Raw genomic sequence first — 11,497 nt, forward strand, 5'->3', positions numbered from 1 at the left:
TCTTCCTCCCTAATAACTGTATAAATAAACAGTTAAAAAATTGGAGGTCAGCATGCGCGTAGAAATTACTCTTACAAAGACAGCGCCTTTACCCGCCGGTGCCATCGAAGCGCTCAGGCATGAGCTGGAAAAGCGTATTCACAAAATTTATCCCGATACACCCATTCAGGTTCGTTATGCATCCGCAAATAGCCTGACGGTGATGGGAGCTGGTAAAGATGACAAAGATCGTATCTCTGAAATTTTGCAGGAAACGTGGGAAAGTGCCGATGACTGGTTTACAGCAGAGTAATCTAAAGCTTGAAAGATAACGAAGATATAGGCTGTAATGGCAGTTTAAAGCGGCATTTCGCCATGTGCTATGATCGAGGGTATCTGTAATGACGGTAGAAAAACCAGACGAGGCAATGACATTCGGGGAACTACTGGAGCTGATTGGCGAGCAACAACGCAAGATCGATGCTCTGGAACTCGCCTTTTCGTCCCTGGCATTCTGCCTCGATGAAAAAGCAAACAAACTGATGATTCACAATCTGACATTGGAATCTCAAAATGAGAATCGGGATCCCGCGATGAAGAAATACCTTGCCCGACTTGCTGCCGCATTAGAAAAAAACTCAGGGCCAGCTACGGAATAATGTTCTACTGCTTCTGTAACAACACCTTCGGGATGAAAGCCTACTCATCCCGATATTTTATCTGATACATCGTTTATCTCTTCGACATACCTGCCTGTGTAATTTTTTTACGAAAAATTGAAAATATTTCCCATAAATTAAATAAGCCACAGTATACTGTTAATGCTCGTTTAAAATAATGAGCCACCTGAAGCCTCGTTAGTCACTCATGTTAGTAACTAGTCAATAAGGGGTATTTATGGATAGAAAAAATGAAGTTATTCAGACACATCCTCTTGTAGGTTGGGACATCAGCACCGTTGACAGTTATGACGCCATGATGATCCGTTTACACTACTTATCCACCTCGGATCAAGTACCAGATGAAGCACATGTAGACCGTACGCTTTGGCTAACGACCGACGTAGCAAGGCAGCTGATACACATACTTGAAGCCGGCATTGCGAAAATTGAATCAACAGACTGTGACGTCAGTGATTATCGAAAACATTAGCAATTTATAACGTTATTAATATTATATTCAATACTCAATAATTTGTTTTAATGTCATTTGCTTTAGTAACAACACCGCCCTATCGGCGGTGTTGCTATTTTAGGCCTATTCTCATTTCTTTTTATACCCGCGAATCAATTACACCGAGTCACCAGCCTTTATACCAATAATCACTCACTAGATAATTACTCAACTAATAGAGCACTCCCCATCCCTTTAATTTATTCCGCTATCGTATTTATTCATCTTTCTTTCGCCTGAAAACAGGTATCAGAAATATCTATTTCTATTAAAGAGTTTCCATAACCAAATTGAATAAATTATGAATTTAAATTCAAAAAATCTGCTCATGTTTATGATAATGTTGCAATTTGAAAGTTTATATTGCTTTTATGTTTCTTCCTGTTAAATTTTTTTCCGGATTGACCCCGTTACCGATCTGATTAAGGAATTATCACTATGCTTTGGCGTAATACCTCTTCCCGTTATGGCCATATCAGCATTCTTTTGCACTGGATTGCAGCGTTGACCGTTTATGGCATGTTCGCTTTAGGACTGTGGATGGTCACATTAGGGTACTACAGTACCTGGTATCACCGTGCTCCAGAGATTCACAGAGCCATTGGCGTGCTGCTCTTTTCCATCATTATTTTCCGCGTGGTATGGCGTTTCATCTCTCCGCCTCCACCGCCATTGAAAAGTTACTCCACATTGACCCGCGTCAGCGCGACGCTGGCGCATATTGCACTTTATGTCATTCTTTTCGCCATTCTCATAAGTGGATATCTCATTTCCACTGCGGAAGGACATCCAATCTCAGTTTTTGGCTGGTTTTCTATTCCGGCCATTGTCAGCGGCTTGACGGATCAGGCCGATATAGCAGGCGACGTGCATCTTTATCTTGCATGGGCGGTGGTTGCCTTATCAGCACTGCACGGTTTAGCCGCATTAAAACACCACTTTATCGATGGTGATAACACGTTGAAACGAATGTTGGGTCGCAACATTTCTTAACTTTCTGGATTTATGGAGAAAAACCAATGCTGAAGAAAACACTACTGAGCCTAACCGCAGTATCCATGCTTGCCTCTGCCGGTTCTGCACTGGCGGCAGAGTACAAGTTCGATAAAGAAGGCCAGCACGCGTTTATTGAATTCCGCATTAAACACCTCGGTTACAGCTGGCTTTATGGCAGCTTTAACGATTTCGACGGCACTTTTGCCTTTGATGAGAAAAACCCATCAGCGGATAAAGTGAATGTCACTATCAACACCAACAGCGTTGACACCAATCACGCTGAACGTGACAAGCACCTTCGCAGTGCAGAATTCTTAAACGTATCCAAGCATCCGCAGGCAACGTTTACCTCAACGGAAGTGAAGAAAGACGGTGATGACTACGATATTACCGGTAATCTAACCTTAAATGGCGTGACCAAGCCTGTTAAGTTGGATGCCAAGCTCATCGGTCAGGGGGATGATCCATGGGGTAACTATCGCGCAGGATTTCAGGCCGAAGGAACTATCAAGCTGAAAGATTTCAACATTACGACCGATTTGGGTCCCGCTTCACAGGATGTAGAACTGATTATTGCCGTTGAAGGCGTTCGCCAGAAATAAGGTTCCGTCATGTAGCTAACAGCAAAAAGCCCCTTCCAAAGGAAAGGGCTTTTATATTAGCGAGCAACAGTGAGTTATTCTGCGTTGTCTTTCGCTGCAGGTGCCGGAATATGTAACGTTGACTGCAATAATCCTTTAGATTTATTGAAAATCTTCATTCCATTTTCACGCCCGCTGCGTATTGCTCTTTGTTCTTCTAACGGCAATTTCATTTCATCCTGACACTGTGTGCTACAGCAACCTTCGTATTTTGCGGCACAGCTCGGACATTGGATAAACAGAAGATGGCAACCTTCATTACGACAGTTAGTGTGACTATCACACGAAGCACCACACTGATGACAATGCGCGATAACGTCATCAGAGATGCGTTCTCCCATGCGTTCATCAAATACGAAATTCTTGCCGATAAACTTCAGCGGTAACCCTTGTGCTTTAGCCTGGCGCGCATATTCAATAATACCACCCTCGACGTGATACACATTTTTAAAGCCATGATGCAGCATGTAGGCACTAGCCTTCTCGCAGCGAATGCCACCGGTACAGTACATAACAATATTTTTATCACGGATATCATCGAGCATATCCACAGCCATCGGCAACTGCTCACGAAAAGTATCCGACGGCACTTCCAATGCATTCTGAAAATGTCCGACTTCATATTCGTAGTGATTGCGCATATCGACGAAAACAGTATCAGGATCGTCGGCCATCGCATTAACCCGATCGGCTTTCAGATACTGCCCGACATTCGCCGGATTAAACGTAGGATCATCAATTCCATCGGCGACAATCCGTTCACGTACTTTCATACGCAATACCCAAAACGACTTTCCATCATCTTCCAGAGCGATATTTAAGCGAATCTGATCGAGCGCTGGATGCGCACTGAACAATCCCGTCTTAAAGGCATCAAACTGATTATTGGGTACGCTGATTTGGGCGTTAATCCCTTCAGCTGCAATATAAATACGCCCGAAGACCTTATATTGCTCAAGCTGAATATATAGGCGATCGCGAAATGCTTTTGGATCGTCTATCGTAAAATATTTATAGAAGGAAACTGTGGTACGCGGCTCGGTTTCCGCAAGCATACGAGCCTTCAGTTCCTCATTGGAAACTCGGTTATGTAACACTGGCATGGTGTACGTTCCTGTCTTCACTGAGGTTAGCATGTGACGTTCATTGCCGGCCATAGCCTGACACATTGAATCGCCCGGCATCATACCTGATAGCGCAGAAGCTGTCAGGGCATGAAATGAATAGCGAAACGATAAAGAGTGATCTACCGTAAACGGATGACCTCTGGGATTCACTTTCGCTTTCATGAAGTATCATCATCGAAGGATCTGTCATTATGAGTCAGCTTTTCTCCCCCGTATCTCTTGGTAAACTCGAACTGCCCAACCGAATCATCATTGCCCCAATGTGCCAATATTCGGCTGAGGATGGTAAGGCGACAGCCTGGCATACCATGCATTTAGGTAACCTGTCACATTCAGGAGCAGGACTACTCATTATCGAGGCCACAGCAGTTTCACCAGAAGGCAGGATTTCCCCGCACGATCTCGGCCTGTGGGATGACACCACCGAACAAGCCCTTGCCAGCGTGATTCAGTCTGTCAAAACCTATTCTGCCATGCCCCTTGGCATACAACTGGGACATGCTGGTCGCAAAGCCTCGACGGGCGTTCCGTGGAGCGAACGGGCATTTCTGCACCCGGAACAGGGAGGATGGCAGACTATCGCACCATCGGCGATTCCTTACAACGCCAGCGACGCTGCGCCACTGGCAATGTCAGAGCAGCACATCCGTGCGCTAGTTGATTCGTTCGTCGACTCTGCTAAGCGTGCGGACAGTCTGGGCTTTGACCTGATAGAAATTCATGCTGCTCACGGCTATTTACTGCACCAGTTCCTTTCTCCGCTGACAAATCAGCGCACAGATAGCTACGGCGGATCGCTTCAAAATCGGATGCATCTGGTCGTTGAAATTTATCGCGCGGTACGTGAAGTTTTCCCTGCACATAAAGCCGTCGGCGTACGTATTTCTGCAACAGATGGTGTTGAGGGAGGTTGGGATCTGGAGCAATCGGTGCAGCTCAGTAAAGCGTTGCACGAATTAGGCTGCGATTTCATCCATGTTTCCAGCGGCGGGCTATCACCGTTACAACAGATTCATCCCGCACCTAATTATCAGGTGCCCTATGCTCAGCGGATTAAGCAAGAAGTTGGCATCACCACCATCGCAGTGGGGCTAATAACCGAACCAGAACAGGCAGAAGCGATCGTCGCAACCGGTGAGGCAGATGCTATCGGGTTGGCCCGTGCCATACTTTTCGACCCACGCTGGCCATGGCATGCCGCCGCCCGATTGGGCGCTCAGGTATCTGCGCCCGCTCAGTACTGGCGCAGCGAGCCACGTTACGCCAGAGGTATTTTCAAGCAATAGCGGTAAAATATAATGTGCCAGGCGATCCTATCAGGGTCGCCTTTTCCCCACGCGACTACATAGCATGCCACCAAAGATCAAAACTCATTTTTTGGGAATGGTACGATTAAGGCCGTTTTTTGCATAAAAATCAGTCAATAAGATGGCAATAATTTGTTTTATTGTCAAAGCACGCAATAATCTATCTTGCAGTTAACCATTAACTCGATTCTTTTTAACGGTTCGCGTGCTGACCAGCACCAAAATGTTGATACTGAGGCCATGACACAGATCCCTTCCTTCAATCGTTCATTGCTGCATCCGCGCTACTGGCTCACCTGGTTGGGCATCGGCATCCTTTACCTTATCGTTTTGCTACCCTATCCCGTACTTTATCGTATCGGCACCGCCCTCGGTCATCTGGCTATGCGCCTGTTGCCACAGCGCGTCAAGATCGCTGCACGCAACCTTGAAATGTGTTTTCCACAGATGCCGCAGGCCGAGCGCAATGCACTACTCAGGAAGAACTTTGAATCTGTCGGTATGGGTGTGGTTGAAACAGGTATGGCGTGGTTTTGGCCGAATTGGCGTCTTGAACGCTGGTTTACGGTAACAGGCCTTGAGCACATACTCCCTGAGAACGAACGAGAGCAAGGAGTCTTGCTTATCGGACTGCATTTTTTAACGTTGGAACTCGGGGCGCGAGTTTTTGGTATGCACAACCCAGGGATCGGCGTGTATCGCCCGAATGATAACAAGCTGATTGACTGGTTACAGACGTGGGGCAGACTGCGATCCAACAAATCCATGCTGGACCGGAAAGATCTTAAAGGAATGATACGCGCCCTCAAGCAAGGTGACATCATCTGGTATGCGCCAGATCATGATTATGGCCCGCGCAGCAGCGTATTCGCCCCTCTGTTTGCCGTAGATACGGCGGCAACAACCCGCGGTAGCTATATGCTGATAAAAACGGCGCGCCCGGCAATCATCCCGTTTGTGCCGCGCCGCTTGCCCGAAGGAAAAGGTTATGAACTGCTGATTCAGCCTGCTGAACAAGGTGCGCCTGTAGATAATGAAGCCGTGACCGCTGCTTGGATGAACAAGGTTGTTGAAAACAATATTCTGCTCGCACCGGATCAATACATGTGGCTACATCGCCGTTTCAAAACTCGCCCAGAAGGCGAGCCGTCCTTTTATTAACTTACACGTTCCGATTGCTCATTTCAGGAACTGCGCACTTTGTTACAGACGAAAAAAAGCAACGGCGACTGCCGTTGCTTTATCTCTCAGACTAACAATCTTTCACACTACACGCAGTTAGCTTTTGATATGCGGTGCAGGAAGTTTTTGGTAAAACTCAACCCATGCCGCATACGCTTCCGGTTTTTGCCACACATGGTAGTGCATGCGCGATATTGTAACGGGATCGCTAAGCAGTGCCAGGCGCTGATTATTGCTCACCTCTTCCGGCTTACGATTCAAGGCCTCTCGCACATTCTGCTCACGTACGTCCTCAATCGCTCGGCTAAAGCGGTGACGCGCCGTCGCCATTGCACTGGCAAGAGCGTTAACTGACGGATCAAAAACGGCCTGCATAAACCCGTCATCGAGTCTACGCTGGTGGTTCAATCGACAATATTCATCCGTAGCAACCAGTTCACGCGGTGGATTGAATTCTTCCGGTATCAGCAGCAGCTTCGCACGTTTACAACCCAGCCCTAATGCTGCACGACTCGAATAAACCGACACCACCGGCGACAAAATCAGTGAGAAGACAATCGGCGACAGCCACCACAAGAAGCGCAGATCCAACCACGCCATACCAATCGCCCAGACCAGTCCCAGAATCAGTTGGGAACCATGGCGCACAAATGCCTCACTCCACGGCGTTGCGTCGTCGTCACGCTGTGGAGAATTCCACTGCACCGACCAACCGAGGAACGCGCTGACAACAAACACCGTGTGGAACAACATACGAACCGGTGCCAGCAGAACCGAGAACAGCATTTCCAGCAACAGAGAAAGGAATACGCGGAAAGCGCCACCGTACTCTTTTGCACCTTTCGCCCACACCAGAATCACGCTCAACAGTTTTGGCAAGAACAACAGAACCAATGTCGTGGAGAAGAGGGCGATAGCCAGTTCAGGTCGCCACTGTGGCCAGACGGGGAACAGCTGTCGGGGCTGCAAGAAGTACTGCGGTTCCATCAGCGTATGCACAACCTGCAACGCGGTAGAAAGCACCAGGAACATAAACCACAACGGTGCAGACAGATAGGACATCACGCCAGTCAGGAAAACTGCGCGGTGAACCGGATGCATGCCTTTAACCAAGAACAACCGGAAATTCATCAGGTTACCATGGCACCAGCGGCGGTCACGTTTCAGTTCATCCAACAGGTTAGGCGGCAGCTCTTCATAGCTTCCCGGGAGGTCGTATGCAATCCAAACGCCCCACCCCGCACGACGCATCAGCGCAGCTTCAACGAAGTCGTGAGAAAGAATCGCACCAGCGAACGAACCTTCACCCGGCAGAGGTGCTAGTGCACAATGCTCAATGAACGGTTTAACGCGGATAATCGCGTTATGTCCCCAGTAATGCGACTCACCCAACTGCCAAAAATGCAGACCTGCGGTGAACAATGGGCCATAAACACGCGTCGCAAACTGCTGACAGCGCGCATACAGTGTATCCATGCCAGAAGCTTTCGGCGAAGACTGAATGATGCCAGCGTTCGGATTCGCTTCCATCAGTCTGACCAGAGATGTCAGACATTCGCCACTCATGACGCTATCGGCATCCAGAATCACCATGTAACTATACTGGTTACCCCAGCGGCGGCAGAAGTCATCGATATTGCCGCTCTTACGTTTGACGCGGCGACGGCGACGGCGATAGAAAATACGCCCTGCTCCCCCAACATCGCGGCACAGCTCCATCCAGGCTTTTTGCTCTGCTACACAGATATCGGGATCGTTACTGTCGCTCAGAACGTAAATATCAAAATGCTCAAGATTACCCGTCGCTTCAACCGATTCATACGTCGCACGTAGCCCCGCAAACACACGTTCTACGTCTTCGTTACAAATCGGCATGATTAACGCCGTGCGATGCTCAGGATTCAGGGCCTCGTCACCTACCGTCGTGGAAGAGATACTGTATTTATCTCGACCAATAAGCAGTTGTAGAAACCCCATCAGCGCGGTCCAGAACCCAGCCGATACCCAGCAGAACAGTACCGCAAACAAAACGAGTATGCCGCTTTGCAGCACATAAGGCAGCAACTGCATCAACGAACGCGTCCAAGGCTGCCCCGCCATTTCAAACGGATCGATCAGCGCCCAGCCCTGATAAGGCAGGATGGTTTTCATGTACCACGTCGCGATCGCCGTCTGGAACAGCGTCAACGCCAGCAGAATATAGCGGCGAATTGTTCCCACCAGGCGCCAACGGTTCTCGGAAATTTTCTCTTCCGGGCTGTAATGAGGACGAGGCGGTACGGTACGCCCCAGCAGGCTTTCCCACCAGCGAATCAATGGGTTCGTCCGCCAAACATCTGGGAACATAGAGGCGCGGGTAATGACAGGCATCGCTTTTAATGCCGCCCGCCCTTCTCTGTCTGTACCGAGTTGCTTACCGTTGTCCAGACCATCAGCCCAAGCCATTTCAAGACGCGCCTGCACAGAATGTAGCGCAACATCGTCTTCAGCCTGAACATTAACTTGGTTACCTTCAGACAGGGCCTGATGCAAAACGGCCTGATCGTTCCAGGCCGCTTGCGGTAATTTTTCGCGAAGAACCTCTGCCTGCTCGGCAGGCAGAGGTAGTTTCTCAATGTAATCGAGAGAAGAAGTTGACTTATTCATTAGCAGGTAGCTGATTGCTCCAGGTTTCAGTCAATGTCGTCTCGCCATTAACCAACGCAGCTCTCATTTCAGTCGGCTGTTTCGCATCTTTCACACGCACACGCAGCGTCAGACGCCAACCATGAGTTACTGGGTTATAGCGAACATTATTTTCTACAATCTCGCCGTTATCGCCGATGCTGACCTGAGAGGCTACCGGAGCGTTCTCATCCAACTCTTTCAAATTCGGTCCAATGAAATCAACAATATAAGCGATCGTGCCGTCAGGCTGGCGGATCAGGTTAGATTGTTTAACATCACCGGCAGAACGACGAGTCTGTTGGACATAAGCAATATTCGGGGAATGTAATTGATCTTCATCGCGCGTAAAGTGCAGACGATATTTAACATCCAGTGGTTTGCCCGTTTCTGGCAACACATCAGGCGTCCAGAAAGCAACGATATTGTCGTTAGTTTCATCTGCGGTAGGGATTTCAACCAGCTCAACCTTCCCTTTACCCCACTCGCCTTTCGGCTCAATCCAACCGCTTGGACGCAGATCGTAACGGTCATCAAGATCTTCATAGGCGGTAAAATCACGTCCGCGTTGCAGCAGACCAAATCCTTTCGGATTTTCTACCGCATAGGTGCTCACAGACAGATGCTTCGGATTATTCAGCGGACGCCAAATCCATTCACCATTACCGGCATGAATTGACAAGCCGTTCGAGTCGTTGAGCGCCGGACGATAGTTCAGCGTCGGCGACGGCTGGTTCGGCCCAAACAGATACATACTGGTCAGCGGAGCAATGCCCAGCTTGCCCACTTTGTCACGCAGGAAGACTTTAGCCTGAACGTCTACTACGCTGTCACGCCCCGGATAAACGGTAAAGCGGTAAGCCCCTGCGGCACGTGGAGAATCCAGCAGCGCATAAATAACCAAGTGTTTATCATTTGGTTTGGGACGTTCAATCCAGAACTCACGGAAGCGAGGGAATTCTTCGCCGGAAGGCAATGCGGTATCGATGGCAAGACCACGGGCAGACAAGCCATAAATCTGGCCTTTACCTACCACACGGAAATAGCTGGCACCCAGCATACTGACAATTTCATCGTTCTTATCGGCTTTATTGATCGGATAGAGAACTTTAAAACCGGCAAAGCCGAGATTTTTAACCGACTCAGGATCATGGTTAACGGGGCCAAAATCAAAGAACTCAGGAGCGTATTTAATCTCATCAACCGTTGTCGCGGTGACTTCATTAATTTTCACCGGAGTATCGAAATACATCCCCTGATGGTAAAACTGGAGTTTGAATGGCGTCTGTACATTATTCCAGTATGACTTATCGTTATTGAAACGAATTTGCTGATAGTCCGCAAATTTCATATCACGAAATTGCGCAGGAAGATTACTTTTCGGCGCTTCAAAACCCTTTTGTGCCAGCTTTTCAGCCTGCTGTGCAACGTCATCAATAGAGAATGCCCAAGCAGGCACTGCGCTTACAGACAGCATAATGGCGGCAGACAGCCAGCGAAGGCTAGCAACCCGCTGTTTAAACCCAAATTTATTATCCAGCACAGCTCCCCCTGTTGGTGTGCTTCAATCAACTAAAATCCATATTAATGGATAAGTTAGCCTTCCTACAACTTGATAAAGATATTGTTCATCATAATAGGTCAGCGTTTAAACAACGAGAACGCTAAAGCATGATAAACCGGGTTGTAAAAATGGAAAACAGCCACGGACTATAGCGAATATCGACCTGCGCGGGCGTAGGATTATTCCGTTTACGCCTGCACCATGTATTATTGCCCCACCGATAAAAGTCCTGACGGACAGTGACATCGGCTCACATACTGCTTGAAGCATGGCAGGTATAAACATTTGTGTAACAATACAGGGACAAGTAAAGTACACTTCCCGTCTGAACCCAGTATTGTTGAATTAAGACTGCTATGCCTTTGTCCGCATTACGACGGCGAAGTTTCCCAGCCTGGGTCGGCATCTTCGCTATTTTGACCATCTTCATTGCCCCAGTGATTTCACAAACACTGGTACTCCACGAGCACGGGCTTTATGAAGTTGGTACAACCACAAACAGTACGACCACCACACATAGTACTACCGCGCATGATACAACTGCGCCCGCTAGTCACAGCGGCAGTATAGCTGAACCGCATCATAATCATACTGGCAACGCGATGCCCGAGCATCACTCGGCGCAATTACACCATTCTCCCTCATCGCCGTCCATGATGATGGATCATGCTGCATGCGGCTACTGTGTACTTTTTTCGTATACGCCAGCACTGTTCACAACAGACTCCCCTAATCCCATACTGACGTCATCTTTATCAGAAGCGTTGGTTATTCACTTTATTTCTCGCATTGTCCTTCCTGAACGCTACGCCTCTCCCATCGTACGCGCGCCACCTTTCTGAACTATGCAGCATCATGCCTGCG

General features: G+C 48.4%; 11 protein-coding genes. 8 read left to right on the forward strand and 3 right to left on the reverse strand.

The window, feature by feature from the left end:
• The first annotated feature begins 52 nt into the window (after window positions 1-52).
• The 5 genes from dinI to GZ59_RS13575 all read left to right on the forward strand — a co-directional run bounded on the left by dinI (window position 53) and on the right by GZ59_RS13575 (window position 2,750).
• Entirely contained in the window at window positions 53-292 is a 240-nt protein-coding gene (gene dinI / locus GZ59_RS13555; RefSeq protein WP_011093362.1) for a DNA damage-inducible protein I, read from the forward strand.
• 88 nt (window positions 293-380) lie between these two features.
• Entirely contained in the window at window positions 381-638 is a 258-nt protein-coding gene (locus GZ59_RS13560; RefSeq protein ID WP_011093361.1) for a hypothetical protein, read from the forward strand.
• Window positions 639-876: 238 nt separating this feature from the next.
• On the forward strand, window positions 877-1,131 hold the full coding sequence (gene bssS / locus GZ59_RS13565) for a biofilm formation regulator BssS (RefSeq protein WP_011093360.1): 255 nt from the start codon (window positions 877-879) through the stop codon (window positions 1,129-1,131).
• Between the two features lie 459 nt (window positions 1,132-1,590).
• Window positions 1,591-2,145, forward strand: coding sequence for a cytochrome b (locus GZ59_RS13570; RefSeq protein ID WP_011093359.1), 555 nt, complete (start codon window positions 1,591-1,593; stop codon window positions 2,143-2,145).
• Between the two features lie 29 nt (window positions 2,146-2,174).
• A complete protein-coding gene (locus tag GZ59_RS13575; RefSeq protein ID WP_086935244.1) occupies window positions 2,175-2,750 on the forward strand; it encodes a YceI family protein in 576 nt (191 codons plus the stop codon).
• Between the two features lie 74 nt (window positions 2,751-2,824).
• Here GZ59_RS13575 and trhO read toward each other — a convergent pair whose 3' ends face one another.
• On the reverse strand, window positions 2,825-3,892 hold the full coding sequence (trhO, locus tag GZ59_RS13580; protein ID WP_039295108.1) for an oxygen-dependent tRNA uridine(34) hydroxylase TrhO: 1,068 nt from the start codon (window positions 3,890-3,892) through the stop codon (window positions 2,825-2,827).
• Between the two features lie 215 nt (window positions 3,893-4,107).
• On the opposite strand from trhO, the gene GZ59_RS13585 reads away from it, so the two are divergent.
• A complete protein-coding gene (locus GZ59_RS13585) occupies window positions 4,108-5,202 on the forward strand; it encodes an NADH:flavin oxidoreductase/NADH oxidase (RefSeq protein WP_011093356.1) in 1,095 nt (364 codons plus the stop codon).
• A gap of 261 nt (window positions 5,203-5,463) precedes the next feature.
• Window positions 5,464-6,384: a Kdo(2)-lipid IV(A) acyltransferase gene (locus tag GZ59_RS13590; RefSeq protein WP_011093355.1), complete on the forward strand. Its 921-nt coding sequence runs from the start codon at window positions 5,464-5,466 to the stop codon at window positions 6,382-6,384.
• Between the two features lie 117 nt (window positions 6,385-6,501).
• Here the strand turns inward: GZ59_RS13590 and mdoH are convergent, their stop codons facing one another.
• Together mdoH and GZ59_RS13600 are read right to left on the reverse strand one after the other, a co-directional pair.
• Entirely contained in the window at window positions 6,502-9,051 is a 2,550-nt protein-coding gene (mdoH, locus tag GZ59_RS13595; RefSeq protein ID WP_039292461.1) for a glucans biosynthesis glucosyltransferase MdoH, read from the reverse strand.
• On the reverse strand, window positions 9,044-10,546 hold the full coding sequence (locus GZ59_RS13600) for a glucan biosynthesis protein G (protein ID WP_100675294.1): 1,503 nt from the start codon (window positions 10,544-10,546) through the stop codon (window positions 9,044-9,046). The genes mdoH and GZ59_RS13600 overlap by 8 nt, the downstream gene beginning before the upstream one ends.
• Window positions 10,547-10,989: 443 nt before the next feature.
• On the opposite strand from GZ59_RS13600, the gene GZ59_RS23010 reads away from it, so the two are divergent.
• Window positions 10,990-11,475: a DUF2946 domain-containing protein gene (locus GZ59_RS23010; protein ID WP_071598501.1), complete on the forward strand. Its 486-nt coding sequence runs from the start codon at window positions 10,990-10,992 to the stop codon at window positions 11,473-11,475.
• Window positions 11,476-11,497 lie beyond the last annotated feature (22 nt).

It is taken from the genome of Pectobacterium atrosepticum (genome assembly GCF_000740965.1).
GTDB classification, from domain to species: domain Bacteria; phylum Pseudomonadota; class Gammaproteobacteria; order Enterobacterales; family Enterobacteriaceae; genus Pectobacterium; species Pectobacterium atrosepticum.

Coding starts and splice junctions, on each gene's coding strand:
- dinI (WP_011093362.1), top strand. CDS start 53: ATGCGCGTAGAAATTACTCTTACAAAGACAGCGCCTTTACCCGCCGGT.
- GZ59_RS13560 (WP_011093361.1), top strand. CDS start 381: ATGACGGTAGAAAAACCAGACGAGGCAATGACATTCGGGGAACTACTG.
- bssS (WP_011093360.1), top strand. CDS start 877: ATGGATAGAAAAAATGAAGTTATTCAGACACATCCTCTTGTAGGTTGG.
- GZ59_RS13570 (WP_011093359.1), top strand. CDS start 1,591: ATGCTTTGGCGTAATACCTCTTCCCGTTATGGCCATATCAGCATTCTT.
- trhO (WP_039295108.1), bottom strand. CDS start 3,892: ATGCCAGTGTTACATAACCGAGTTTCCAATGAGGAACTGAAGGCTCGT.
- GZ59_RS13585 (WP_011093356.1), top strand. CDS start 4,108: ATGAGTCAGCTTTTCTCCCCCGTATCTCTTGGTAAACTCGAACTGCCC.
- GZ59_RS13590 (WP_011093355.1), top strand. CDS start 5,464: ATGACACAGATCCCTTCCTTCAATCGTTCATTGCTGCATCCGCGCTAC.
- mdoH (WP_039292461.1), bottom strand. CDS start 9,051: ATGAATAAGTCAACTTCTTCTCTCGATTACATTGAGAAACTACCTCTG.
- GZ59_RS13600 (WP_100675294.1), bottom strand. CDS start 10,546: ATGCTGTCTGTAAGCGCAGTGCCTGCTTGGGCATTCTCTATTGATGAC.
- GZ59_RS23010 (WP_071598501.1), top strand. CDS start 10,990: ATGCCTTTGTCCGCATTACGACGGCGAAGTTTCCCAGCCTGGGTCGGC.